Here is a 24,006-nt window from a genome sequence, read left to right as displayed (position 1 = left end):
GATTGCCAGTCCGGCGATCCGGGCTGGTCGCTCGCCGATGCGGCCTTATAATGCCCCAATCGCTGCCTCAGGGCGGCCACCAATGGAACAGACATGACACAGCAGCAACCGATCGCCGTCCTCGGTGGTGGCAGTTTCGGCACCGCCTTCGCCAATCTGCTGGCAGAAAACGGGCAGCGCGTTCGTCAATGGATGCGCGACGAGGAGCAGGCCGAGGCGATCCGCACCCGCCGCGAGAATCCCAACTACCTCAAGGGCGTGCGTATCCATGACGGCGTGGAGCCGACCACGGACCTGGCGGCGACCCTGGCCGAGTGCGAGATGATTTTCGTCGCAGTGCCTTCCAGCGCCCTGCGCAAGGTGCTCGACGGCCGCAGCGAAGAGCTGGCGGGCAAGATGCTGGTCAGCCTGACCAAGGGCATCGAAGCGCAGAGCTTCAAGCTGATGAGCCAGGTGCTCGAAGAGATCGCCCCGAAATCCCGCATCGCGGTGATTTCCGGCCCGAACCTGGCGCGCGAGATCGCCGAGCACGAGCTGACCGCCACCGTGGTCGCCAGCGAGGACGAAGACCTCTGTGCCCAGGTGCAGCAGGCCCTGCACGGCCGCACTTTCCGCGTCTACGCCAGTGGCGACCGCTTCGGCGTCGAACTGGGCGGCGCGCTGAAGAACGTCTACGCCATTATTGCCGGGATGGCTGCCGCGCTGGGCATGGGCGAGAACACCAAGGGCATGCTGATCACCCGCGCCCTGGCGGAGATGACCCGCTTCGCCGTCAAGCTCGGCGCCAACCCCATGACCTTCCTCGGCCTGGCCGGCGTGGGCGACCTGATCGTCACCTGTTCTTCACCCAAGAGTCGTAACTATCAGGTGGGTTTCGCCCTGGGCGAAGGCCTGACCCTGGAAGACGCCGTGGCGCGCATGGGCGAGACTGCCGAGGGCGTGAATACCCTCAAGGTGCTCAAGGCCAAGGCCGATGAGCTGCAGGTCTACATGCCGCTGGTGGCCGGCCTCAACGCCATCCTGTTCGGCGGCCGTACACTGGAGCAGGTCATCGGAGCGCTGATGAGCGGCGAGCCGAAGACCGACGTCGACTTCATTCCCACCACCGGTTTCTGAGGAGGATTCGCCATGTCCGCTGAACGTCAGCCCGCTGACCGTCTAGAGAAGGAGTCCCTGGTCCTGCGCGTCGTCTGGATGCTGGTCTTCGCGCTGGTCTGGTTCGTCGCCGAGATGATCCTCGGCGCCGTGGTGATCATCCAGCTGATCTACCGCATCATCTACGGTGCGCCCAGCGGCAGCCTGATGGGCTTCGGCGACAGCCTGAGCCAGTACTTTGCGCAGATTGGCCGCTTCGGCACCTTCCAGACCGAAGAGAAGCCCTGGCCGTTCGCCGACTGGCCGACTGCCCGTGCCCCGGAAGGCGAGGCCCCGCACGACGTGCCGCCGGCGCCGCACCCGGTGCGTGACGAGGAGCCGAAGCTTTGAAGCTCTGGCTGCTGCGCCATGGCGAGGCCGAGCCTCAGGCCCGCCGTGATGCCGAGCGCCGACTGACGACCCATGGCATCAAGGAGGCGCTGAAAAGCGCCGCCCAGCTGGCCGGCCGCCCGCTGGACGGGATCCTCGCCAGCCCTTACGTGCGCGCCCAGGAAACCGCCGAGCTGGTTCGCGAGGCGCTGGGTTTCGAGGGTTCGGTCGGCACTGCGCCGTGGCTGACCCCGGACGACGATCCGAAAGACGTGCTGCGTTTCCTCGATGGCCGCAACGAGCAGAACCTGCTGCTGGTGACGCATCAGCCGCTGGTCGGTACGCTGGCCGGCCTGCTGGTGCATGGCAGCCGCAGCGATGCCGTGCCGTTCAGCACCGCCACGCTGGCGGAGCTGGAAGGCGAGGTGCCGGTAGCGGGATTGATGGAGCTGGTGTCGCTCTACCATCCTCGGCATTCCTGAGTCGTCCGTTTCCGCAAAAGGCCCCGAAAGGGGCCTTTTGCATTTCCATTGTCGGCAAATCGTGCCTGGATGTTTCTTCGCGAGCCGCGTTGCAGAGCGGCTGGTGGCCAATCCTTCGGCTAAATCCTACAAAAGTTCACACGACCAGCCTTGTCTGCCGCTGCGCTGCGTGGAATATTCAACCAAGCAAGTGCTTGGTTGATCCATCGCTATATCCCTGAGCTACACCTCTGACAAAAAAAACAAAGGAGGGGCACGTGGTTAAAGCAGTCCGATTACCACTCGACCTGTTCTATCAGCGCGAGAAGAGCCACCCGAACAAGCGCTACCTGGTGCAGCCGCTCACTGGCGGCGAAGTGCAGACCCTGACCTGGGGCGAAGTGGGCGACCAGGCCCGCCGCGCCGCCGCCTGGCTGCGCAGCCTTGACCTGCCCGAAGGCAGCCGGGTGGCGATCATTTCGAAGAACTGTGCGCACTGGATAGTCGCCGACGTCGCCATCTGGATGGCCGGCCACGTCTCGGTGCCGCTGTATCCCAACCTCACCGCCGACTCCGTGCGCCAGGTGATGACCCACTCCGAAGCGCGGGTGGCCTTCATCGGCAAGCTGGACGACTGGCCGGCAATGGTCGACGGCATTCCCGAGGGCGTGCCCACGGTGGCTTTGCCGCTGCATCCGGAAGGGCGATTCGACCACCAGTGGGGCGATCTCCAGCAGCAGGCGCCGATCAGCGATGATCCGCGCCCGGACACCACCACCCTGGCGACCCTCATCTACACCTCCGGCACCACTGGTACGCCCAAGGGCGTGATGCACACCTTCGGCAACTTCGCCTTCGCCGCCAGCCATGCCATCGACCTGTTCGGTGTCGGCGAGGAGGACCGGCTGCTGTCGTACCTGCCGCTGTGCCATGTGGCCGAGCGGATGTTTGTGCAGATGGCGTCGATCTATGCCGGGCAGACGATCTTCTTCGCCGAGAGCCTGGACACCTTCGTTGCCGACATGCGCCGGGCGCGGCCCACGGTGTTCTTCGGCGTGCCGCGCATCTGGACCAAGTTCCAGATGGGCGTCTACGCGCAGATGCCGGCGAAAAAGCTCGACCGCCTGCTGCGCCTGCCCATCGTCGGCCGCCTGGTCGGTCGCAAGGTACTCGCCGGCCTTGGCCTGGACGCCGTGCGCTACGCCCTGTGCGGGGCCGCGCCGGTGCCCGAGGCGCTGCTGAACTGGTACCAGCGCCTGGGCCTGAATGTGCTCGAGGTCTACGGCATGACCGAGAACTGCGGCTACTCCCACGTCTGCCGTCCCGGCGAGCAGAAGACCGGCTGGATCGGCCGCAACAGCCCCGGCGTGGAAGTGCGCATCAGCGACGAGGGCGAAGTGCAGGTGCGCAGCGGCGCGACCATGGTCGGCTACTTCAAGGACCCGGAGCGCACTGCCGAGACCATCACCGAGGACGGCTTCCTGCGTACCGGCGACAAGGGCGAGCAGGATGCCGAAGGCCACCTGCGCCTGACCGGACGCATCAAGGAAATCTTCAAGACCGCCAAGGGCAAGTATGTGGCCCCGGCGCCCATCGAGAACCGCCTGGCCGTGCATTCGCGGATCGAGCAGATCTGTGTGGTCGGCGACGGCCTGATCGCCCCGCTGGGCCTGTGCGTGCTCTCCGAGGTTGGCCGCCAGGAAGCCGCCAACGGCTCGCGCATCGAGCTCGAACAGAGCCTGCAGGCGCTGCTGACGGAGGTGAACGAGGCGCTGGACAAGCACGAACGCCTGGCCGGACTGGTGCTGGTCAAGGACGTCTGGACGGTGGATAACGGCTTCCTCACGCCCACTCTGAAGATCAAGCGCAATGTGGTGGAAGGTACCTACGGTCAGCGCTTCAATGAATGGGCGGAGCGCCGCGAGGCGGTGCAATGGCATGAATGAGACGACATGAGGGGAATGGCATGACCTGGCGCACCACGCCCGATCTGGAAAAGCTCAACGCGAACCTGAAGAACACCATCGGTGAAGTGCTCGACATCCGCTTCGAGGCGTTCGACGACGACTCGCTGACCGCCAGCATGGTGGTGGATTCGCGTACCCACCAGCCCTACGGCCTGCTGCATGGTGGCGCCTCGGTGGTGCTGGCGGAGACCGTCGGCTCCACCGCCAGCTACCTGTGCCTGGATACGTCCAAGTACTACTGCGTTGGCCTGGAAGTGAACGCCAACCACCTGCGCGGCCTGCGCAGCGGGCGGGTGACGGCAGTGGCGAAGGCGGTGCACATCGGCCGCTCGACCCACGTCTGGGAAATCCGCCTGCACGGGGATGATGGCAAGCCGAGTTGCATTTCGCGGCTGACCATGGCGGTGGTGCCGCTGGAGCGTTGAGGGGGCCGGGAACTGGCTCGAACGTAGGATGGCGTGGAGCGAAGCGATACCCATCAATTACAGCTCTGTCAGCATGGGTATCGCCTAGGCTCCACCCATCCTACAAGGGCGCTCCCTGCGGTTGCATCTGACTGTAGGAGCGGGCGCTCGCAATTTTGTCCAAGACCCGCCGTTCCTGCGCCGGTAAAGTAGGCCTATGGAACGCATCGAACACCACAGCAGCGGCTTGCCCGGCGTCCGTTTCATCGACGCCGAGTACCGCCGTTTCGCCTTTCCGCGGCATTTTCACCTCGACTATCACGTCGGGTTGATGCTCGACGGTCGCCAGCGCTACACCCATCGCGGTGAGCGCTCGCTGGCCGGGAATGGCGACATCCTGCTGATGAGCCCCGAGAGTATCCACGACGGCTCCAGCGACGGTGAGGATGGCTATCGCATCCGCGTATTGTCCATCGACCCGCACTGGCTGGACGATGCCTGCCGCGCCTTCAGCGATGGCCGCCAGGGCGCGCCGCGGCTGACGGCCGCGCAACTGCGCGATCCACGGCTGCAGGCCGAACTGCAACAAGCCCATGCCCTGATGCTGGGTGGCGAGCGGTTGGAGCAGGAAGGCCAGCTGTGGCAGGCGCTGGCCGCCTTGCTGGAACGCGCCTCCAGCCTGCGCATCCGTGAGCCGGGACAGGGCTTCGACGCGCCGACCTGGGCACGTATCCGCGAATGGCTGGAGTCGCGCCTGGAAACGCCGCCGACGCTGGAGGAGATCGCCGAGTTCTGCGACCTCAGCCCCTGGCAGGTATTGCGCCGCTTCCGCCACCAGTGCGGATTGCCGCCGCACCAGTGGCTGACGCACCTGCGCCTCGAGCGCGCCTTGCCTCGGGTGCTCAAGGGCCAGCCGTTGTCGGAGATCGCCCTGAGCCTGGGCTTCTATGACCAGGCGCACTTCAGCCGCCTGTTCCGCCGCACCTACGGATTGCCGCCCGCGCGACTGCGCCAGCGCTGACCCAGACACTCTTCGTATCCCTTTTCCACTGGAGAATCCCGCCATGCAGGAGGTTCACGTCTTGCTCATGCTCACCGCCGTGTTTGCCGTCGCCCTGGTCAGCCCCGGCCCGGACGTCGCGCTGGTGGTGCGCACGTCACTGCACCAGGGCCGCCGCGCCGGCGTGCTCAGCGCCCTGGGGCTGGCCTGCGGCATCCTGGTCCACGGCACGTTGGTGCTGACCGGCGTGTCGCTGCTGCTCAGCCGCTCGCCGCTGCTGTTCAGTGCGTTGCAGCTGGTGGGCGCGGTCTACCTCGGCTGGCTGGGCATCGGCGCTCTGCGTGCCTTGCGCAAGCCGGGCGGGGCAGGGCGGATCGACGGTGAGTTGGCTGAATCCAGGCTTGGCCCCTGGCTGCGCGGGTTGGCGACCAACCTGTTCAATCCCAAGGCGCTGGTGTTCTTCCTCGCATTGCTGACCAGCCTGATCCCGGTAGACATGTCGGCACCCGGCAAGGTGGCGGTGGCTGTGATGCTGTTCGGCACTGGCTTCCTCTGGTTCAGCCTGCTCAGCGTGATCCTCACCCGACCGGTCTGGCAGAAGCGCCTGCTGCGGGCGGTGCCGGTGATCGATGGAGCTTGTGGGCTGGTGTTCCTGCTGGTGGCTGGCGGCATCCTTTTCAGCGTGGTGAACCACGCGGTGCATTGGGTGTGATGGTTGGCGGCGGATAACGCGTTCCGCGTTATGCGCCCTACGATGAGCCTCCTGTAGGGCGCATAACCGTTCGCGGTTGTCCGCCGAAGCTGTGCCGCAAGAAGGGTGGATCAGGGCAAATCCGCCGGAGCGCCATGGACTTTGGCCGTAGTGCCGTCATTCGCGGGAGTGCGGGTCATTGCCGCACTCGGGTTGCTGTCGGAAAATCCAGGCTGTCATTTCCCCGAGTTCACCCAGCATGTCGCAAGCGGTCTTCTTCGCCCACGCCAACGGTTTCCCCTCGGGAACCTACGGCAAGTTGTTCGACGCCCTGGAGCCGGATTACCGGGTCCATCGGCTGGACATGCACGGCCATGACCCGCGCTTCCCGGTGAACGCCAACTGGGAAAACCTGGTGGAGGAGCTGCTGCATCACCTGGAGGCGCTGGATGAACCGGTGTGGGGCGTCGGCCATTCCCTGGGCGGCGTGCTGCATTACCACGCGGCGCTGCGCAGGCCCGAGCTGTATCGCGGGGTGGTCATGCTCGATTCGCCCCTGCTGACCTTGGCCGATCAACTGGTGATCCGTGTCGCCAAGCGCTTCGGCTTCATCGACCGGCTGACGCCCGCCGGCCGCACGCTCGGTCGCCGCGAGGATTTCGACGATTTTGCCGAGGCGCTGGAATATTTCGCCGGCAAGCCGCTGTTCAAGCGTTTCGACCGCGATTGCCTGGAAGCCTACGTGCGCCACGGGCTGGCGCCGGCCGACGCAAGGGGCCTGCGGTTGAAGTTCGACCCGGCCACGGAAATCTCCATCTACCGCAATGTGCCGCACACCAGCCCCGGCCGCGCGAAGCAGCTCGCCGTGCCGTTGACCATGGTGCGCGGCCGCCACAGTCGGGTGGTGCTGCCGCACCACGCCCGTATGATCGGCCGCATTCCCATGGGGGAGAGCCTGTCGCTGCCCGGTGGGCACATGTTCCCGCTGGAGCGCCCGCAGGACACCGCCGCTCTGCTCAAGACCGTCTTCGCCCGCTGGCAACAGCGCACCAACGCCTGAGGAACCGCCATGACCGCCAAAGTCCAGGAAATCCGCCTGAACCTGCCGCACATCGAGCTGGCCGCGCACCTGTTCGGCCCGGAAGACGGCCGGCCGGTGATTGCCCTGCACGGTTGGCTGGACAACGCCATGAGCTTCGCCCGCCTGGCACCGAAGCTCGAAGGTGTGCGCATCCTCGCCCTCGATTTCGCCGGCCACGGCCACTCCGGTCACCGCGCACCGGGGGCCAGCTACCTGCTCTGGGATTACGCGCTGGACGTGCTGATGGTGGCCGACCAGATGGGCTGGGAACGTTTCTCCCTGCTCGGGCACTCCATGGGCGCGATTGTCTCGGTGCTGCTGGCCGGCTCCATGCCCGAGCGCATCGAGCGCCTGGCGCTGATCGACGGCCTGGTGCCCTACACCGGTGAACCGGACACGTCGCCGCAGAAACTCGGCGAAGCCCTGCGCGCGCAACTGGCGCTGCCGAACAAGCGCAAGCCGGTGTACGAGGCTATCGACCGTGCGGTGGAAGCGCGCATGAAGGGCGTCGGTGCGGTGAGCCGGGAAGCCGCTGAACTGCTGGCATCCCGTGGCCTGGTGCCGGTGCCCGGTGGTTATACCTGGCGTACTGACGCGCGCCTGACACTGCCTTCGCCACTGCGCCTGACCCGCGCCCATGCGCGACAATTCGTCCAGTCCGTGCAGTGCCCGACCAGCCTGGTGCTGGCGCAGCAGGGGTTGATGATGGTCGAGCCGGCCACCCGCGAACTGCTCAAGGACAGGCCCTTCGAGGTCCATGAACTGCCGGGCCAGCACCACCTGCACCTGGATGACGAGGCAGGCGCCGAAGCGGTTGCCGCGATCTTCCGGCCGTTCCTGCTGGCGGACTGAGCAATACCCTGTAGCGGCGCGCAGCTTGACTAAAGCGGGGCCTGCCGCGAGTCTGCACGGATCGTTTCAGGGAGATTGTGCATGCTCGACGTCCAGACCACCGCGCGCCAAGACGGCAAAACCCATCCGGCGGACGCGCAGAAGGCCCGGATCTCACGGCTCCTTCAGTCCCTGATGCTCACCACCGCGATGGCTGCCGCTGGCGCAGTCGTCGCCGCCGACCTGCCCGACAGCCACGACCTGGACATCCTCCCGCGCTTCCCGCGTTCGGAGATCGTCGACTTCAACCAGGCTGCCGGCCAGGAGCGCATCTACCCACAGGGCTCGATCAGTCGTATCAGCGGGCGCCTGCGCATGGAGGGGGAGGTGCGTGCCATCGGTGACCTGACCGCCGTGACCTACCGCCTGCCCGACGAGGACTCCAGCCAGAGCGCCTTCGCCGCCGCGCGCAAGGACCTGCTCAAGGCCGACGCCACGCCGCTGTTCTGGTGCGAGAGCCGCGATTGCGGCTCCAGCAACCTGCTGGCCAATTCGGTGTTCGGCAACTCCAAGCTGTTCGGCCCGGACGACCAGCAGGCTTACCTGCTGGTGCGCCTTGCCGCGCCCCACGAGGACAGCCTGGTAGCGGTCTACACCATCACCCGCGGCAACCGCCGCGCCTACCTGCATGCCGAACAACTGGACAGCGCCGCCGCGCTCGGCGAGCTGCTGCCCAGCCCGGCGACCCTGATGCGCCTGCTCAAGGCCAACGGCGAGCTGACCCTCAGCCATGTACCGCAGGAGCCGGGCGGTGCCTGGCTCGACCTGCTGGTGCGTACCCTGCGCCTGGATACCGGGGTGCGCGTCGAGCTGGCTGGCAAGCACGCCAGCGATTGGCGTGCAGCACTCACTGCCCAGGGCGTGCGCGATGCGCGTCTGGAGCAGGGCAAGGACGACAGTGACGGCCTGCACCTGACCTGGCTGCGCTGATTCCCCTACGCTGAAGGGCGAAACGCCCTACACTGGGGCTTTCGAGCCAACCGGGGTTTCCAATGTTCGACAATGATCGCCTGTTGCTGCGCCTGCTGTTGCTGGGCCTGCTTGCGGCCAGCATCTGGGTGTTGCTGCCCTTCTGGTCGGCATTGGTCTGGGCGGCAGTGCTGGCTTTCGCCAGTTGGCCGCTGATGCGCCTGCTCACCCAACTGCTGGGCGGCCGCCAGGCAGCGGCGGCCGGCGTGCTCACTGTCTGCTGGATCGTGCTGGTGGCGCTGCCGCTGGTGTGGCTGGGCTTCGGGCTGGTCGACCGGGTGCGCGAAGGCGTGGAGCTGGTGAAGAACCTGCAGGTCTCCGGCCTGCCGCCGCCGCCTGAGTGGATGGCTCGCGTGCCGCTGATCGGCGATCGCCTGATCGGCTGGTGGTACCAGGCCGACCAGCAGGGCGTGGCAATGTTCTCCGCGCTCAAGCCGTACATGGGCGAGGTCGGCAACTGGGTGCTGGCGCGCAGCGCCAAACTGGGGGCGGGAATCTTCGAGCTGGTACTCAGCCTGGTGCTGATCTTCTTCTTCTACCGTGACGGCCTGCGCCTGCAGGCTTTTGCCCACGGCATGCTGCAGCGCCTCATCGGCGACACCGCACAGCAGTACATGGACATCATCGCCGGTACCGTGCAACGGGTGGTCAACGGGGTGATCGGCACCGCCGCTGCGCAGGGGGTGCTGGCAACCATCGGTTTCCTCATCGCCGGCGTGCCGGGCCCGCTGGTGCTGGGACTGCTGACCTTCGTCTGCAGCCTGCTGATGGTGCCGCCACTGATCTGGGGGCCTGCGGTGATCTGGCTGTTCTACCAGGAGAGCTACGGCTACGCGGTATTCATGGCGATCTGGGGCTTCTTCGTGATCAGCGGCGTGGACAACATCCTCAAGCCCTACCTGATCAGCCGCGGCGGCAACCTGCCGTTGGTGGTGGTGCTGCTGGGCGTGCTTGGCGGCTTGCTCAGCTTCGGCTTCATCGGCTTGTTCCTCGGGCCGGTATTGCTGGCGGTGGTCTACAACCTGATCAGCGCCTGGGTAGATAGCTCGCAACGACCGCCGTCGCCGCCGGTGGCTTGAGGCATGCAGGATGCGCCCTACGGCCCTGTGGTGAGGATGACCGCGCCACGTTAGCCGTTGCACATTGTAGGAGCGAGCTTGCTCGCGAACGGGTTGCCCGGCGGCTCAGGTGCTGGGCGGGTTCGCGAGCAAGCTTGCTCCTACAGGTAAGGCGCAATCCCGAACTGGTTATCCGCTGCCACGGCGGATAACGCCTGGGGCGTTATGCGCCCTACGATCCGGCGAAGTCAGACGTGCTCGCTCTTCACCTGCACCAACCGATCCCGCCCGGCGCCCAGGCCGAAGATGATCGCCGCCACCGTCACCACCACGAAGATCACCCCGGTTGCCGCCCAGCCGCCGGTGACGTCGTGCACCACGCCAACCAGGAAAGGTCCGCAGGCCGCCAGCGTGTAGCCCACGCCCTGGGCCATGCCGGAGAGGTTGGAGGCGACGTGGGAGTCCGGCGAGCGCAGCACGATCAGCGCCAGGGCGATGCTGAAGGTGCCGCCCTGGCCGAGGCCGAGCACCACCGCCCAGCCCCAGATACCCGAGAGCGGGGCGAGCAGCAGGCCGAGCAGGCCGGCCAGGGTCAGGCTCATGACGATTACCACGGCGAGGCGCTGGTCCTTGCCACGGGTGGCCAGCCAGGGGGCGGCCAGGGCGCTGAACAGCTGCACCATCACCGAACCGGAAAGCACCAGCCCGGCTTCCACCGCACTGAGTCCACGGTCGATGAGGATCGACGGCACCCAGCCGAAGACGATGTAGGCCAGCGACGATTGCAGGCCCATGTACAGCGTCACCTGCCAGGCCAGCGGGTCGCGCCACAGGCCCTTCACCTTGTACACCGCACGGTGGGCGTGGTGGTTCTGGCGCGTCTGCGGCAGCCAGATCGCCGCCGCGACCACGGCGGGAATAGCCCAGAACGCCAGGGCCAGTTGCCAGCTGTTGCCCATCAGTCCGGCCAGCGGCACGGTGGAGCCAGCGGCGGTGGCGGCGCCCAGGCACAGGGCCATGGTGTAGACGCCAGTCATGGTCCCGGCGATATGCGGGAAGTCGCGCTTGACGATGCCCGGCAGCAGCACGCCGATGATGCCGATGCTGGCACCGGCCACCAGGCTGCCGAGGAACAGCCCGGCCACCGGGAACAGGCTGCGCAGGACGATGCCGCCGGCCAGAGTGAAGAGGATCAGCAGCACGGTACGCTCGGCGCCCAGGCGCCGCGCGAGCATCGGCGCCAGCGGCGCGAACAGGCCCAGGCAGAGTACCGGCAGGGTGGTCAGCAGGCCGGCGGCGGCAGCGGAAAGGCCGGTGCTGTCGCGCACGGTGTTGAGCAGCGGCGACAGGCTGGAAAGTGCCGGGCGCAGGTTGATCGCCACCAGCACCAGGCCCAGCAGCAACAGCCAGGTACGTTGCGGGCGCGGTTCGATCTTCGGCGCGCTGTCGTCTTCGGCGTCGATCAGCAGTTCTTCGGGTGGGCAGGACACCTTGTGTTCGGTGTCTTTCGGGTCATTGGGCAGGGACATGGTGGGCATTCCAGGGCAGCAAGGCAGAAAGCGTTCGGTATAGGAAATGGGAGTCAGATCAGCAGCGCGCGGTTCGCTTTCGCGGCGGCTTCGGCGTCGCCACGGGCAATGGCGTCCACCAGCTCGCGGTGCAACTCGAAGCTGGGTTGCGGACGGCTCGGGTCGCCGATGGTGCGCTCCAGCCCAGCGCGGATGACCTGGGAGAAGTAGCGGTACAGCTCGCTGAGCACCGGGTTGTGGGCGCTGTCCACCACGCGTTGGTGGAAGGCCAGGTCGTGGGCGATGTACTCGTCCAGCGATCCGCCGTGGTGCATGGCGGAAGCTTCGAGGGCCTCATGCAGCGCGGCGAGGTCGGTTTCGCTGCGGCGCTCGGCAGCCAGTCGGCTGGCTTCCACCTCGATGATGCCGCGTGCCTCCAGCGCCTGCTCCACCGAGCTGCGGGCGAGCACCAGCATGGCGTCCAGTGGGTTGGCGCAGGCGCGCACGTAGGTGCCATCGCCCTGGCGCACTTCCAGTACACCGGAGAAGGTCAGCACGCGCACGGCCTCTCGAACCGTATTGCGGCTCATGCCGAGGGCTTCGGCCAGTTCGGGTTCGGGGGGCAGGCGCTGGCCCAGCGGCCAGGTGCCGTCGCCGATGCGCTGGTGGATCTGCTCCAGGGCGATGTCGACCAGGGAGCGCTTTTGAAGAGGGCTTGGCATGGAAACATCCAATCATCGGATGAATTTGAAGAAGCCAAGACTAGGCCAGGGACGGGGTCGCTGGCAATGCAGGACTGACGGGTGATACCGCCGGAGCGGGGGCTCCGGCGGTGGGGACGACGCGGATCAGGCGGCGATGTTCACCAGGCTGCCGCTGGTAGCCTGGAGCGCAGTGACCTCGCTGCTCTGGTATTGCTTGAGCAGGTTGGCCACCAGCTTCTGGTAGGCAGCGCCGGTGTTGGCGCTGCCTGAGGAGGTGCTGGAGGCGGTGGTCGTCGAGCTGTCCGAGGAACCGCTGGAAGAGTCGCTGGACGAGCCACTGGAGGCCGAAGGCGGCGGTGGCGGCGGACCGTCGCTGCGCTGCGCCTGCAGTGCGCTGGCGAGTTCGTCGCTGCTGATGGAGCCGTTGCCGTCGGCGTCGAGTTGGCTGAACAGCTCGCTCAGGCGCTCGCTGTCGTCGCTACTGCCCAGGGCGGAAAGCTCGTCGCTGCTGAGGCTGCCGTCGCCGTCGCTGTCCAGGGCGCTGATCAGGTCGTCGGCCGATTCACCCGCATCGGCCATTCCCCCCATGCCGCCCGGCGGTGGGGGAGGCGGGGGCATGGCGGCGGAGAGTTCGTCCTGGGAGATGCCACCGCTGGCATCGCTGTCCAACTCGCTGAGCAGGGCGTCGATGTCGATATCGCTGCTGTCCGAATCGTCGCCGGACGACAGCGCGCTGGTCAGTTCGTCCTTGCTGATGCTGCCGTCGCCATCGCTGTCGATGGACTTGAACAGGTCTTCCTGGAATTTCGCCGCGCCCTGGGACGCGCCAGTGCTACCGCTCTGCGTGGTGGTAGTGCTGCTGGCGGTCTGGGTCCGGGCGAGCGAACTGGTGTAGTAGCTCGCATAGCTGCTGCTCACGCCGCTGATCATAGGAGAGTCTCCATGGTTGCCAAGCCGGAGGGTTCTCCGGTGATGACAGCCTCGGGCGCGCCTGTGTCGCGGGTTTGTGCGCTTTGTTTGCTGGTGGCTACAACGGCGTTACGCAGTCGTGCTTCTGGGCAGGCGCAGTACGGCGGTGGCGCCGCCGCCGGGGGTTTCCTCGAAGAACAGGTCGCCGCCCTGGCGCCGCGCGGCATCGCGGGCGATGGCCAGGCCCAGGCCGACGCCGCCGGAGTTGCGGTTGCGCGAGCCTTCCAGGCGGAAGAACGGCTCGAACACCTGCTCGCGCAGCTCCGCGGGGATGCCTGGGCCGTGGTCGCGCACGCGGATTTCCAGCTCGCGGGTGCCGTCACGCAGTTCGATGCTGACATCGCCGGCATAGCGCAACGCATTGTCCAGCAGGTTGTTCAGGCAGGAGCGCAGTGCCATCGGCTGCACCTTGAGCGGCGCACAGTAGCCTTCCACGCCGACGTCGGCGCCGCGCTCGCAGGCGTCCTCGGCGAGGGAGTCGGCCAGCGCCTTCACGTCGAACCACTGCAGGGGTTCGCTGGCGCGCTCCTGCTGCAGGTAGTGCAGGGTGGAGTCGAGCATGCCGATCATTTCGGCCAGGTCCTGGCTGATGCGGGTGCGCAGCTGCGGGTTGTCGACTTCCTCGACGCGCAGGCGCAGGCGCGAGAGCGGCGTGCGCAGGTCATGGGAAACCGCCACCAGCATGCGGCTGCGCTGCTGCACCTGTTCGCGAATGCGCTCGCGCATGCGGTTGAAGGCGCGCGCGGCCTGGCGCGCTTCACGCGTGCCGGTTTCCGGCAGGGGTGGGCTGTCCAGGTCTTCGGAGAGGCGCAGCGCAGCGTCACCCAGATGCTGCACCGGGCGGGCCAGCAGGCGCGCGCCGATGTAGGCGGCGAGGATCAGGGTCAGCAGCTGGAAGGCGAACGGCACGCTCCAGAACGGCAGGCGCGGGCCGGGCGGTGGCGGCGGCGGCATCATGCCCGGTGGTGGCGGTCCGCGTTCGAAACCTGCTCCCGCTGGTGGCGGCGGTGGCGGCTCGTGGCGCGGCCCGTAGTGATGGAACCAGGCGAAGGCCAGCAGGTGCGCGACCACGATGGCCAGCAGGAACACGCCGAACAGCCGGGCGAACAGGCTGTCGGCGCGCTCCAGGGGTTTTTCCTTTGCGCGCACGGGCGCGGACTCAGGCGATGTCGCGGACATCGAACAGGTACCCTTCGCCGCGTACGGTCTTGATCAGCCGGGGCGAGCGCGGATCGTCGCCGAGCTTCTGCCGCAGGCGCGAGACCAGCAGGTCGATGCTGCGGTCGAAGGCCTCGATGGCGCGGCCACGGGCGGCGTCCAGCAGCAGTTCGCGGTTGAGCACCCGCCGCGGGCGTTCGAGGAACACCCAGAGCAGGCGGAATTCGGCGTTGGACAGCGGCACCACCAGGCCATCCGGGGCATGCAGCTGGCGCAGCACGCTGTCCAGCCGCCACTGGTCGAAGCGCACCTGGGCACGCGGTTCGCCGCGGGTGCCTTCCTCGCTGGGGAGACTGGTGCCGCGCACGCGGCGCAGGATGGTCTGGATGCGTGCTACCAGCTCGCGCGGTTCGAAGGGCTTGGCCATGTAGTCGTCGGCGCCCAGTTCCAGGCCGATGATGCGGTCCGCCGGCTCGCAGCGGGCGGTGAGCATGAGGATCGGGATGTCCGATTCGGCGCGCAGGTAGCGGCACAGCGACAGGCCGTCTTCGCCCGGCAGCATCAGGTCGAGCACCACCACGTCGTAGCTGTCGTTCTCCAGCGCACGGCGCATCTCCACGCCGTCGGCGACGCCATGGGTCTCGATGTTGAAGCGTGCCAGGTAACCGCAGAGCAGCTCGCGGATCGGCTCGTCGTCATCCACCAGCAGGGCGCGGGTGGTCCAGCGGCGTGGGTCGTCGGAAGTGGTCGGGTGCATGAAGAAACCTGTCGCGGGAGAACGTGGGGCAGGATGGCCAGGGGCCGCCAGGGGCATGCGACGCACGCATGCTAACCCGTCATCGCGTGCGCGGGCCATGGTCGGCGAGGCTGCAGCCGACGGGTGTCGCCAGCGTGTCCGCTGTGTATCGGTTTCGATACATGCCCGCCGGGCGCCGCTCCCATGCGGTTTTTTACGCCTTCTTTACGCCGCCCGGCGAGCCCGGGAATCGCTCCTTTACGCGTTCCTTGCGGAAACTTTCCGTCAAGCGGCAACAGCCGCATCAAGCGATGGAATCGCCCGCGTGAGGAGAAAGCAATCATGAGCGTGCTCGACGGTGTGTCCCTGGTCCTGGCCACGGGACTGTTCATCTACCTGCTGGTGGCGCTGCTGCGCGCCGACCGTTCCTAGGAGTGGCCATGAACAGCCATGACGTACTGCTGATCGTTGCCTTCCTGGCGCTGGTGCTGGTGCCGGCGCCCTTCCTCGGGCGTTTCTACTACAAGGTGATGGAGGGCCAGCGGACCTTCCTCAGCCCGGTCTTCCTGCCGGTGGAGCGGGCCATTTACCGCGTATGTGGCATCCACCCTGACGATGAGCAGAACTGGAAGAGCTATACCCTGGCGCTGCTGGCCTTCAACCTGGCCGGGCTCGCGCTGCTGTTCGCCATCCTCCTGCTGCAGGGCGGCCTACCGCTCAACCCGCAGCACCTGCCGGGCCTGGAGTGGACGCTGGCGTTCAACACCGCGGTGAGCTTCGTCACCAACACCAACTGGCAGGCCTACAGCGGTGAGGCTTCGCTGAGCTACCTGAGCCAGATGCTCGGCCTGACCGTGCAGAACTTCGTCAGCGCCGCCGTCGGCCTGGCTGTGCTGGTGGCGCTGGCCCGCGGCATCTCGCGCAAGTCGACGAACAACCTCGGCAACTTCTGGGTCGACCTGACCCGCGCCACCCTCTACGGGCTGATCCCGCTGTGCCTGCTGCTGGCGCTGCTGCTGGTCTGGCAGGGCGTGCCGCAGACCTTCCTCGACTACGCCCACGCGCTGACCGTGCAGGGCGCCGACCAGTCCATCCCGCTGGGCCCGGCGGCCAGCCAGATCGCCATCAAGCAATTGGGCACCAACGGCGGCGGCTTCTTCGGCGTGAACTCGGCGCACCCGTTCGAGAACCCGACCATCTGGAGCAACCTGTTCGAAGTCGTCTCGATCATCCTGATCCCGGCTGCGCTGGTGTTCACCTTCGGCCACTACGTGAAGGACCTGCGCCAGAGCCGCGCCATCCTCGGCTGCATGCTGGTGCTGTTCGCCCTCGGCCTGGGCGCCTCGCTGTGGGCCGAGTACCAGCCCAACCCGGCGCTCAGCGCGCTGCCGGTGGAGCAGGCCGCCCCGCTGGAAGGCAAGGAAAGCCGCTTCGGCACCACTGCCAGCGTGCTCTGGTCGGTGACCACCACTGCGGCCTCCAATGGCTCGGTGAACGCCATGCATGACAGCCTGAATCCGCTGTCCGGTATGGTGGCGATGCTCAACATGATGGTCGGCGAAGTGATCTTCGGCGGCGTCGGCGCGGGGCTCTACGGCATGCTGTTGTTCGTCCTGATCGCCGTGTTCCTCGCCGGGTTGATGGTCGGCCGCACCCCGGAATACCTCGGCAAGAAGCTCGAAGCCCGCGAAGTCCGCCTGTTGGTGGCAACCCTGCTGGTAATGCCGGTCGGCGTGCTGGTGCTCGGCGCCATCGCCGCCAGCCTGCCGGGCCCGGCCTCGGCAGTGAGCAACCCCGGCCCGCATGGCTTCAGCCAGCTGCTGTACGCCTATACCTCGGGCACCGCGAACAACGGCTCGGCCTTCGGTGGCTTCGGCGCCAATACGCCGTTCCATAACCTGATGATCGCCCTGGCCATGCTGATCGGCCGCTTCGGCTACATCCTGCCGGTGCTGGCGATCGCCGGCAGCCTGGCGGCGAAGAAGGCCACGCCGGTCGGCCCCAACAGCTTCCCGACCCACGGCCTGCTGTTCGTCAGCCTGCTGACCGCGACCATCCTGCTGGTCGGCGGCCTGAACTTCCTGCCAACGCTGGTGCTGGGCCCGGTGGCCGATCACCTGACGCTTGGCTTCTGAGGAGCTCCTTGAATGAACGCACATACCCAGGAACTCGCGATGAAAAAGGCCGTTGAAAAGCGCCCGACCACCGCGCTGTCCGCCCTCTGGAAGCCGGCACTGCTGCAGGCCTTCATCAAGCTCGACCCACGCCAGCTGCAACGCTCGCCGGTGATGCTGGTGGTCGCCCTGACCGCCGTGCTGACCACCGTGCTGTGTGTGGTCGGTGGTGAGTCGGTGCCTACCTTCGTCGCCGTGCAGATCGCCGTGTGGCTGTGGTTCACCGTGCTCTTCGCCAACTTCGCCGAAGCCCTTGCAGAAGGCCGCGGCAAGGCCCGCGCCGACAGCCTCAAGGCCGGTACCCAGGGCCTGCAGGCCATGCGCATGGCGGTGACCGGCAAGTTCGAGAAAGTCGCCGCCAGCAGCCTGCGCAAGGGCGACGTGGTACGCGTTGAAGCCGGCGAGCTGATCCCCGGCGACGGCGAGGTGATCGAGGGCGTGGCGGCGGTCAACGAGGCCGCCATCACCGGCGAATCCGCGCCGGTGATCCGCGAATCCGGCGGCGACCGTTCGGCCGTCACCGGTAACACCCGGCTGGTCTCCGACTGGCTGCTGGTGAAGATCACCGCCAACCCCGGCGAATCCACCCTCGACCGCATGATCGCGCTGGTGGAAGGCGCCAAGCGGCAGAAGACCCCCAACGAGGTTGCGCTGGACATCCTGCTGATCGGCCTGACGCTGATCTTCCTGCTGGTGGTCGTGACCCTCAAACCCTTCGCACTGTTCGCCGGCGGCAATCTGCCGCTGGTGTTCCTGGTGGCGCTGCTGGTGACCCTGATCCCCACCACCATCGGCGGCCTGCTGTCGGCCATCGGTATCGCCGGCATGGACCGCCTAGTGCGCCTGAACGTCATCGCCAAGTCCGGCCGCGCCGTGGAAGCGGCGGGGGACGTGCATGTGCTGATGCTCGACAAGACCGGCACCATCACCTTCGGCAACCGCCGCTGCAGCGCGCTGCATACCGCACCCGGCGTGCAGCCGCTGGAACTGGCCGAGGGCGCGTTCCTCGCCTCGCTGGCGGACGATACGCCGGAAGGCAAATCCATCGTGGAGTTCCTGCGCGCGCAGATCGTCCTTCCGGAGCCGGAGCGCAGCCGCGTGACGCCGATCGCCTTCAGCGCCGAGACGCGCCTGTCAGGCATCGACATGGACGGCCACGTCTACCGCAAGGGCGCCGTCGACGCCGCGCTGGCCTTCGTTGGCCTGGACCGCGCGCAGATGCCGGAAAGCCTGGCCAAGGAAATCGAACGGATCGCCCAGAGCGGCGGCACGCCGCTGCTGGTAGTAGCCGACGGCAAGCTGCTGGGCGCCATCCACCTCAAGGACGTGGTCAAGCCGGGCATCCGCGAGCGCTTCGCCGAGTTGCGCCGCATGGGCATCCGCACCGTGATGGTGACCGGCGACAACCCGCTGACCGCCGCCGCCATCGCCGCCGAAGCCGGTGTGGACGACGTGATCGCCGAAGCCACGCCGGAGAAGAAACTGGCGCGCATCCGCCAGGAACAGGGCGAGGGGCGCATGGTCGCCATGTGCGGCGACGGCGCCAACGACGCCCCCGCGTTAGCCCAGGCGGATGTCGGCATGGCCATGAACGACGGCACCCAGGCCGCCCGCGAGGCCGCCAACCTGGTAGACCTGGACAGCGACCCGACCAAGCTGCTGGACGTGGTGCAGGTCGGCAAGGAACTGCTGGTGACCCGTGGCGCGCTGACCACCTTCTCGGTGGCCAACGATGTGGCCAAGTACTTCGCCATCCTTCCCGCGCTGTTCGCCGGCATCTACCCGCAGCTGGGCGTGCTCAACGTGATGAAGCTGGCCAGCCCGCAGAGCGCCATCCTCTCGGCCATCGTGTTCAACGCGCTGATCATCGTTGCGCTGATCCCCCTGGCCCTGCGCGGTGTGCGCGTGCAGGCCAGCGACGCCTCGCAGCTGCTGCGGCGCAACCTGCTGATCTACGGCGTGGGCGGACTGCTGGCGCCGTTCGTGGGGATCAAGGTGATCGACATGCTGCTCGTCGCCGTGGGCCTCGCCTGACGGCTCTTCGTAGGAGCGAGCTTGCTCGCGAATCGCCCGAGCGCCGGAGCAGCCGGATGACTGTTTGCGAGCAAGCTCGCTCCTACAGGCCGCGCCCGGCGCTGAACTGGCCGGATGCACCGAACAACGCCCTCTCCCTTCAGGGGGGCGCCTAGTCAGAGGGCGGGGGAGAGGGTAACCAGCCCCGCTCCCGACCCAACAGAGGAACACCAACATGCTCAACCAACTCCGCCCCGCCATCGCCTCGCTGGTCCTGCTCAGCGCGATCACCGGTGTTGTCTATCCGCTGGCCGTCACCGGCATCGCCCAGGTGGCCTTCCACGAACAGGCCAATGGCAGCCTGGTGCGCGACGACCAGGGCAACGTCCGCGGCTCGGCCCTGATCGCGCAGAAATTCGACGGCGCCCAGTGGTTCCATTCGCGCCCCTCGGCCGGTGATTTCGCCACCGTCTCCAGCAGCGCCAGCAACCTTGCGCCCGGCAACCCGGCGCTGGCCGAACGCATTGCCAAGGATGCTGCCGCCCAGCAGGTGGGTGGGCAACCGGTGCCGCTGGCGCTGGTCACCACCTCCGGCAGTGGCCTCGACCCGCAGCTGCCGCCCGCCGCCGCGCTGTACCAGGTGCCGCGCATCGCGCTGGAACGTGGCGTGCCGGCAGCGAGCCTGGAGAAGCTGGTGGAAGCCAACACCGAACGCCCGCTGATCGGCCCCGCCGTGGTCAACGTGCTGGCGCTGAACATGGCCCTGGCCAGCCTGCCTCGCTAGACTCCAGCGCCTGTGTAGCAGGGTGCAGCCAGGGTTGGACCGTAGGGCGAATAACCTGGAACAGGTTATCCGCCGGCTCTGATCGTGGTGGATAACGCTGGCGCGTTATGCACCCTACAAAAGCACGCGCGCGTTGTTCTGGTAGGAGCGCCGTCGACGCTATGCAGGAATGCGGCGCTGGCTGACGGTATCTTCCCGTGGGAAAGAGGTTTCGACCCCTTCTCCAGCAACACATGAACGAGCGCCATCAGGCACTTCGAGGATAGCCACATGACCGACCCCAACCGCGCCGATGCCCTGCTGGCCGACCTGCCAGCCATGGGCCGTGGCCGCCTCAAGGTTTTCCTCGGCGCTGCGCCGGGCGTCGGCAAGACCTACGCCATGCTCCTGGCCGCCCAGAGCCAGTTGCGCCAGGGGGTCAAGCTGCGCGTCGGCATCGTCGAAACCCACGGCCGCGCCGAAACCGAAGCACTGCTCGCCGGTCTGCCGCAGCAGGCGCTCAAGCGCTCCGTCTACCGTGGCATCACCCTCGAAGAAATGGACCTCGACGGCCTGCTCGCCGACCCGCCCACGCTGGCGCTGGTGGACGAACTGGCCCACAGCAATGCACCCGGCAGCCGCCACGCCAAGCGCTGGCAGGACATCCAGGAGCTGCTTTCCGCCGGCATCGACGTCTACACCACGGTCAACGTCCAGCACCTGGAAAGCCTCAACGACCACGTCCGCGACATCACCGGCGTGCAGGTGCGCGAAACCGTGCCCGATTGGGTCCTGCAGGAAGCCTACGAACTGTTGCTGGTGGACCTGCCGCCGCGCGAACTGCTGGAGCGCCTGCGCGAGGGCAAGGTCTACGTGCCCGAACAGGCGCGCGCTGCCATCGACGCTTTCTTCAGCCAGACCAACCTGACCGCGCTGCGCGAGCTGGCCATGCAGACGGCCGCCGCGCGGGTCGATGCCGACCTTGCCCATCGCTATCGCCAGCAGGGCGGCGAGGCGCCCGCCGTGCGTGGGCGCCTGCTGGTCGGTGTGGATGGCGAACACAACGCCGAACGCCTGGTGCGCCACGCCAGTCGCGTAGCCGAACGCCGGCACCTGCCCTGGTCGCTGGTGCATGTCGACACCGGCGAGGCGCGCAGCGAAGAGTCGCGCATGCAATTGCAGAGCGCCCAGCAACTCGCTGAGCGCCTGGGCGGCGATGTCGTCGAACTGCGCGGTGGCGAAGTCGCGCGAACCCTGGTCGAACACGCCAAGGAGCGTCGCGCCACGCTGTTGCTGGTTGGCCGTTCACGACAACGCTGGTATCGCCAGTTGTTCGGCGGCGGCCTTGCGGCGCGCCTGCTGCGCCTGGGCGGCGGGCTGGAAATCAGCGTGCTCGACAGCGAGGCTGATCTCACGCAACCCAAGGTTCGCGCGCAAACGCCCTGGCCCTGGGGCAATTACCTGCTCGCCGCGCTGGCCGCTGCCTGCGCCAGCGCGCTCGCCTGGGGCGTGGCCAGCGTGCTGGAATTGCCCAACATCTCCCTGGTGTTCCTTGCCGCCGTGCTGCTGGTGGCGGTGCGCAGCAGCCTCGGCCCGGCGCTGGCCTGCGCGGTACTGTCGTTCCTGGCCTACGACTTCCTGTTCATCCCGCCGCATTTCTCCTTCTCCATCCAGCGCGAAGAAGACGTGCTGACCCTGCTGTTCTTCCTGCTCATGGCCGGCCTCACTGGCAACCTTGCCGCCCGCCAGCGCCGGCAATTGCAGGCGTTGCGTGAGACACAGGAAGAAACCAGCCAACTGCTCGACCTGTCGCGCAAGCTCACCGCCGCCACCGACCGCCAGGCGGTGATGACCGCCGCCGCGCAACAGCTGGGGGGCTGGGATGGGCTGGACATCTGCCTGCTCGGGCAGGTCAACCGCGAGTGGAAAGTCGAAGGAGGATTGAACCGGCCCTTCGACGACCAGGAGCGCGCCGCCGCCGACTGGGCCTGGCAGCACGACCAGCCCGCCGGGCTGGGCACCGGCACGCTGCCGGGTGGGCGCTGGTGGTGGTGGCCGCTGTTCGGCGAGGACGGCCCTTTGGCTCTGCTGGGTGTCAGCCCGCGCGACGGCCAGCCGCTGCCAGGCTCGCGCCGCCGCCTGCTCGCCGCCCTCGGCCAGCCGCTGGGGCAGGCCCTGGCCCGCGCGCGCCTGGCCGAAGACCTGGAAGCCGCGCGCCTGCACGGTGAAACCGAACAATTGCGCAGCGCGCTGCTGGCCTCGGTCAGCCATGACCTGCGCACGCCACTGACCTCCATGCGCGGCGCCATCGACAGCCTGCTGGCTCTGGGCGACGCGATCCCGCCACCAGACCGCCGCGAATTGCTGGAAAGCACCCGCGACGAGGCCGAACGCCTGGACCGCTATATCCAGAACCTGCTGGACATGACCCGGCTCGGTCATGGCGGCCTGAAGCTGTCGCGGGACTGGGTATCGCCCGGCGACATCGTCGGCAGCGCGCTCAATCGCCTGCGTGCCGTGGTCGCGCCGTATCACGTGGAAACCCGTGTGCCGCCGGAGTTGCCGCTGCTCTACGTACACGCCGCGCTGATCGAGCAGGCGCTGGTCAATGTGCTGGAAAACGCCGCACGCTTTTCGCCGCCACAGGGCCGCTTGCGCGTTGCAGTGGATTCTATCGAGGAGGAGTTGCGCTTCTCGGTCAGCGACGAAGGGCCGGGCATTCCGCCGGCCGAGCGGGAGAAGATCTTCGACATGTTCTACACCGCCGCGCGCGGCGACCGTGGTGGGCAGGGCACCGGACTGGGCCTGGCGATCTGCCAGGGGATGGTCGGCGCCCATGGTGGGCGCATCACGGTGGAAGACGGCATCGACGGCCGCGGCACGACCCTCGTGCTGCACCTGCCACTGCAGCAGCAGCCGGATATGGAGGAACTTGATGCTGCTGTCTGAAAGGCTCAAGCTGGACGCTTCCGCCAGCCAGCCCAACACCCCGATGAACGCCAGCGCCGCCACGATTCTGGTCGTCGACGACGAACCGCAGATCCGCAAGTTTCTCCGCATCAGCCTCAGCGCTGGCGGCTACAAGGTGCTGGAGGCCGGAACCGGTGAAGAAGGGCTGGCCCAGGCCGCGCTGGGGCGCCCGGACCTGGTGGTGCTCGACCTCGGCCTGCCGGACAAGGACGGCCAGGACGTGCTGCGTGAGCTGCGCGAATGGTCGCCGGTGCCGGTGCTGGTGCTGTCGGTGCGCGCCAGCGAAAGCGAGAAGGTGCTGGCGCTGGACAGCGGCGCCAACGACTACGTGACCAAGCCCTTCGGTATCCAGGAGTTTCTTGCGCGCATTCGTGTGTTGCTGCGCCAGGGCGGCAGTGGCGAGACGCAGGAAGCGGTGGTGGCGGTGGGGCCGCTGAGCGTGGATTTCTCCTACCGCCGGGTGCTGCTCGACGGTGACGAAGTCTCGCTGACGCGCAAGGAGTACGCGGTGCTTTCGACCCTCGCTCGGCACGTCGGGCGGGTGGTTACCCAGCAGCAACTGCTCAAGGATATCTGGGGGCCGACGCATACCGAGGACACGCATTACCTGCGGGTGGTGGTTGGGCATCTGCGGCAGAAGCTTGCTGACGATCCGGCGACACCGCGATTCATTGTTACTGAAGCCGGTGTTGGCTATCGGTTGCGCGACGCCTGATCGCGCGACGTACGTTCCCGCGTAGGAGCGGACTCCGTCCGCGATGTGCCTGCCTCGCGCCTTTGTTTCCCGCGTCGCGCCGGTGTATGCCCTGGCTTCCTGTTTCGCCCCCTCGGGCGACCTCCTTTGGCAAACGACCCAAAGKRGGCAAAGGTCTTGCCCCAATCATCCGGTTTTTCGCTTGGGGCGAAAAATDCCCTCGTTGAASCGAAGTTTCAGGGGCMCGCYGCGAAGGGCCRTCCCTGGCCCATCGCRGCTCTCGCGGCATCCATGCCGCTCAACCCCTGAAACTCCGCTTCAACGAGGCCTC

General features: G+C 67.3%; 22 protein-coding genes. 17 read left to right on the top strand and 5 right to left on the bottom strand.

What is annotated here, in order from left to right:
• Positions 1 to 93 precede the first annotated feature (93 nt).
• The 11 genes from A6723_RS16800 (at position 94) to A6723_RS16750 (ending at position 10,007) form a co-directional block, all read left to right on the top strand.
• The gene (locus tag A6723_RS16800; protein ID WP_054908416.1) at positions 94 to 1,116 is read left to right on the top strand and encodes an NAD(P)H-dependent glycerol-3-phosphate dehydrogenase; all 1,023 of its coding nucleotides are present in this window, start codon (positions 94 to 96) and stop codon (positions 1,114 to 1,116) included.
• A 12-nt stretch (positions 1,117 to 1,128) separates the two neighbouring features.
• Positions 1,129 to 1,485, top strand: coding sequence for a DUF4389 domain-containing protein (locus A6723_RS16795; RefSeq protein WP_054908417.1), 357 nt, complete (start codon positions 1,129 to 1,131; stop codon positions 1,483 to 1,485).
• Positions 1,482 to 1,946 carry a phosphohistidine phosphatase SixA gene (gene sixA / locus A6723_RS16790; RefSeq protein ID WP_054908418.1) on the top strand — a complete coding sequence of 155 codons (465 nt, stop codon included), beginning with the start codon at positions 1,482 to 1,484 and terminating at the stop codon, positions 1,944 to 1,946. The genes A6723_RS16795 and sixA overlap by 4 nt, the downstream gene beginning before the upstream one ends.
• Before the next feature lie 257 nt (positions 1,947 to 2,203).
• Positions 2,204 to 3,871 carry an AMP-binding protein gene (locus A6723_RS16785; RefSeq protein ID WP_054908419.1) on the top strand — a complete coding sequence of 556 codons (1,668 nt, stop codon included), beginning with the start codon at positions 2,204 to 2,206 and terminating at the stop codon, positions 3,869 to 3,871.
• A gap of 20 nt (positions 3,872 to 3,891) precedes the next feature.
• Positions 3,892 to 4,317: a hotdog fold thioesterase gene (locus tag A6723_RS16780; protein WP_017517381.1), complete on the top strand. Its 426-nt coding sequence runs from the start codon at positions 3,892 to 3,894 to the stop codon at positions 4,315 to 4,317.
• A gap of 196 nt (positions 4,318 to 4,513) precedes the next feature.
• Complete coding sequence (locus A6723_RS16775) at positions 4,514 to 5,317, top strand: AraC family transcriptional regulator (protein ID WP_024766924.1); 804 nt, start codon at positions 4,514 to 4,516, stop codon at positions 5,315 to 5,317.
• Between the two features lie 43 nt (positions 5,318 to 5,360).
• Positions 5,361 to 6,008 carry a LysE family translocator gene (locus tag A6723_RS16770; RefSeq protein ID WP_038803673.1) on the top strand — a complete coding sequence of 216 codons (648 nt, stop codon included), beginning with the start codon at positions 5,361 to 5,363 and terminating at the stop codon, positions 6,006 to 6,008.
• A 238-nt stretch (positions 6,009 to 6,246) separates the two neighbouring features.
• Positions 6,247 to 7,047 carry an alpha/beta fold hydrolase gene (locus tag A6723_RS16765; RefSeq protein ID WP_054908420.1) on the top strand — a complete coding sequence of 267 codons (801 nt, stop codon included), beginning with the start codon at positions 6,247 to 6,249 and terminating at the stop codon, positions 7,045 to 7,047.
• 9 nt (positions 7,048 to 7,056) lie between these two features.
• On the top strand, positions 7,057 to 7,920 hold the full coding sequence (locus tag A6723_RS16760) for an alpha/beta fold hydrolase (protein ID WP_024766922.1): 864 nt from the start codon (positions 7,057 to 7,059) through the stop codon (positions 7,918 to 7,920).
• 174 nt (positions 7,921 to 8,094) lie between these two features.
• On the top strand, positions 8,095 to 8,889 hold the full coding sequence (locus tag A6723_RS16755; protein ID WP_037007732.1) for a DUF4892 domain-containing protein: 795 nt from the start codon (positions 8,095 to 8,097) through the stop codon (positions 8,887 to 8,889).
• A gap of 62 nt (positions 8,890 to 8,951) precedes the next feature.
• Complete coding sequence (locus A6723_RS16750; protein WP_054908421.1) at positions 8,952 to 10,007, top strand: AI-2E family transporter; 1,056 nt, start codon at positions 8,952 to 8,954, stop codon at positions 10,005 to 10,007.
• Positions 10,008 to 10,234: 227 nt separating this feature from the next.
• Here A6723_RS16750 and A6723_RS16745 read toward each other — a convergent pair whose 3' ends face one another.
• The 5 genes from A6723_RS16745 to A6723_RS16725 all read right to left on the bottom strand — a co-directional run bounded on the left by A6723_RS16745 (position 10,235) and on the right by A6723_RS16725 (position 15,082).
• Entirely contained in the window at positions 10,235 to 11,515 is a 1,281-nt protein-coding gene (locus tag A6723_RS16745; protein WP_054908422.1) for an MFS transporter, read from the bottom strand.
• Between the two features lie 53 nt (positions 11,516 to 11,568).
• Positions 11,569 to 12,216 (bottom strand): FadR/GntR family transcriptional regulator, encoded by a 648-nt coding sequence (locus A6723_RS16740; protein ID WP_054908423.1) that lies wholly within the window; start codon positions 12,214 to 12,216, stop codon positions 11,569 to 11,571.
• A 126-nt stretch (positions 12,217 to 12,342) separates the two neighbouring features.
• Positions 12,343 to 13,128, bottom strand: a complete 786-nt coding sequence (xopAW, locus tag A6723_RS16735; RefSeq protein ID WP_054908424.1) for an EF-hand domain-containing protein — start codon at positions 13,126 to 13,128, stop codon at positions 12,343 to 12,345.
• Between the two features lie 108 nt (positions 13,129 to 13,236).
• Positions 13,237 to 14,346 carry a cell wall metabolism sensor histidine kinase WalK gene (locus A6723_RS16730; protein WP_054908425.1) on the bottom strand — a complete coding sequence of 370 codons (1,110 nt, stop codon included), beginning with the start codon at positions 14,344 to 14,346 and terminating at the stop codon, positions 13,237 to 13,239.
• Positions 14,327 to 15,082 (bottom strand): response regulator, encoded by a 756-nt coding sequence (locus A6723_RS16725; RefSeq protein ID WP_054908426.1) that lies wholly within the window; start codon positions 15,080 to 15,082, stop codon positions 14,327 to 14,329. The genes A6723_RS16730 and A6723_RS16725 overlap by 20 nt, the downstream gene beginning before the upstream one ends.
• A gap of 321 nt (positions 15,083 to 15,403) precedes the next feature.
• Here A6723_RS16725 and kdpF point away from each other — a divergent pair, with 321 nt between their 5' ends.
• From kdpF to A6723_RS16695, 6 genes are all read left to right on the top strand, one after another.
• A complete protein-coding gene (kdpF, locus tag A6723_RS16720; protein ID WP_009618573.1) occupies positions 15,404 to 15,493 on the top strand; it encodes a K(+)-transporting ATPase subunit F in 90 nt (29 codons plus the stop codon).
• A gap of 8 nt (positions 15,494 to 15,501) precedes the next feature.
• The gene (gene kdpA / locus A6723_RS16715; protein ID WP_054908427.1) at positions 15,502 to 17,196 is read left to right on the top strand and encodes a potassium-transporting ATPase subunit KdpA; all 1,695 of its coding nucleotides are present in this window, start codon (positions 15,502 to 15,504) and stop codon (positions 17,194 to 17,196) included.
• A 12-nt stretch (positions 17,197 to 17,208) separates the two neighbouring features.
• Positions 17,209 to 19,269, top strand: a complete 2,061-nt coding sequence (gene kdpB / locus A6723_RS16710; RefSeq protein ID WP_054908428.1) for a potassium-transporting ATPase subunit KdpB — start codon at positions 17,209 to 17,211, stop codon at positions 19,267 to 19,269.
• 214 nt (positions 19,270 to 19,483) lie between these two features.
• Positions 19,484 to 20,032, top strand: a complete 549-nt coding sequence (kdpC, locus tag A6723_RS16705; protein WP_054908429.1) for a potassium-transporting ATPase subunit KdpC — start codon at positions 19,484 to 19,486, stop codon at positions 20,030 to 20,032.
• A 270-nt stretch (positions 20,033 to 20,302) separates the two neighbouring features.
• Positions 20,303 to 22,960, top strand: coding sequence for a sensor histidine kinase KdpD (locus A6723_RS16700; RefSeq protein ID WP_054908430.1), 2,658 nt, complete (start codon positions 20,303 to 20,305; stop codon positions 22,958 to 22,960).
• Between the two features lie 43 nt (positions 22,961 to 23,003).
• Positions 23,004 to 23,696 (top strand): response regulator, encoded by a 693-nt coding sequence (locus A6723_RS16695; protein WP_054908498.1) that lies wholly within the window; start codon positions 23,004 to 23,006, stop codon positions 23,694 to 23,696.
• Positions 23,697 to 24,006: the final 310 nt, after the last annotated feature.

This window comes from Pseudomonas sp. AU11447 (assembly GCF_001672555.2).
GTDB lineage: Bacteria > Pseudomonadota > Gammaproteobacteria > Pseudomonadales > Pseudomonadaceae > Pseudomonas > Pseudomonas nitroreducens.
This window is presented reverse-complemented; position numbering and strand designations above follow the sequence as displayed.

Excerpts from the sequence above, each read along its gene's own strand:
- A6723_RS16800 (WP_054908416.1), top strand. The coding sequence starts at position 94 with ATGACACAGCAGCAACCGATCGCCGTCCTCGGTGGTGGCAGTTTCGGC.
- A6723_RS16795 (WP_054908417.1), top strand. The coding sequence starts at position 1,129 with ATGTCCGCTGAACGTCAGCCCGCTGACCGTCTAGAGAAGGAGTCCCTG.
- A6723_RS16780 (WP_017517381.1), top strand. The coding sequence starts at position 3,892 with ATGACCTGGCGCACCACGCCCGATCTGGAAAAGCTCAACGCGAACCTG.
- A6723_RS16775 (WP_024766924.1), top strand. The coding sequence starts at position 4,514 with ATGGAACGCATCGAACACCACAGCAGCGGCTTGCCCGGCGTCCGTTTC.
- A6723_RS16770 (WP_038803673.1), top strand. The coding sequence starts at position 5,361 with ATGCAGGAGGTTCACGTCTTGCTCATGCTCACCGCCGTGTTTGCCGTC.
- A6723_RS16765 (WP_054908420.1), top strand. The coding sequence starts at position 6,247 with ATGTCGCAAGCGGTCTTCTTCGCCCACGCCAACGGTTTCCCCTCGGGA.
- A6723_RS16760 (WP_024766922.1), top strand. The coding sequence starts at position 7,057 with ATGACCGCCAAAGTCCAGGAAATCCGCCTGAACCTGCCGCACATCGAG.
- A6723_RS16755 (WP_037007732.1), top strand. The coding sequence starts at position 8,095 with ATGCTCACCACCGCGATGGCTGCCGCTGGCGCAGTCGTCGCCGCCGAC.
- A6723_RS16750 (WP_054908421.1), top strand. The coding sequence starts at position 8,952 with ATGTTCGACAATGATCGCCTGTTGCTGCGCCTGCTGTTGCTGGGCCTG.
- A6723_RS16745 (WP_054908422.1), bottom strand. The coding sequence starts at position 11,515 with ATGTCCCTGCCCAATGACCCGAAAGACACCGAACACAAGGTGTCCTGC.
- A6723_RS16740 (WP_054908423.1), bottom strand. The coding sequence starts at position 12,216 with ATGCCAAGCCCTCTTCAAAAGCGCTCCCTGGTCGACATCGCCCTGGAG.
- xopAW (WP_054908424.1), bottom strand. The coding sequence starts at position 13,128 with ATGATCAGCGGCGTGAGCAGCAGCTATGCGAGCTACTACACCAGTTCG.
- A6723_RS16730 (WP_054908425.1), bottom strand. The coding sequence starts at position 14,346 with ATGTCCGCGACATCGCCTGAGTCCGCGCCCGTGCGCGCAAAGGAAAAA.
- A6723_RS16725 (WP_054908426.1), bottom strand. The coding sequence starts at position 15,082 with ATGCACCCGACCACTTCCGACGACCCACGCCGCTGGACCACCCGCGCC.
- kdpF (WP_009618573.1), top strand. The coding sequence starts at position 15,404 with ATGAGCGTGCTCGACGGTGTGTCCCTGGTCCTGGCCACGGGACTGTTC.
- kdpA (WP_054908427.1), top strand. The coding sequence starts at position 15,502 with ATGAACAGCCATGACGTACTGCTGATCGTTGCCTTCCTGGCGCTGGTG.
- kdpB (WP_054908428.1), top strand. The coding sequence starts at position 17,209 with ATGAACGCACATACCCAGGAACTCGCGATGAAAAAGGCCGTTGAAAAG.
- kdpC (WP_054908429.1), top strand. The coding sequence starts at position 19,484 with ATGCTCAACCAACTCCGCCCCGCCATCGCCTCGCTGGTCCTGCTCAGC.
- A6723_RS16700 (WP_054908430.1), top strand. The coding sequence starts at position 20,303 with ATGACCGACCCCAACCGCGCCGATGCCCTGCTGGCCGACCTGCCAGCC.
- A6723_RS16695 (WP_054908498.1), top strand. The coding sequence starts at position 23,004 with ATGAACGCCAGCGCCGCCACGATTCTGGTCGTCGACGACGAACCGCAG.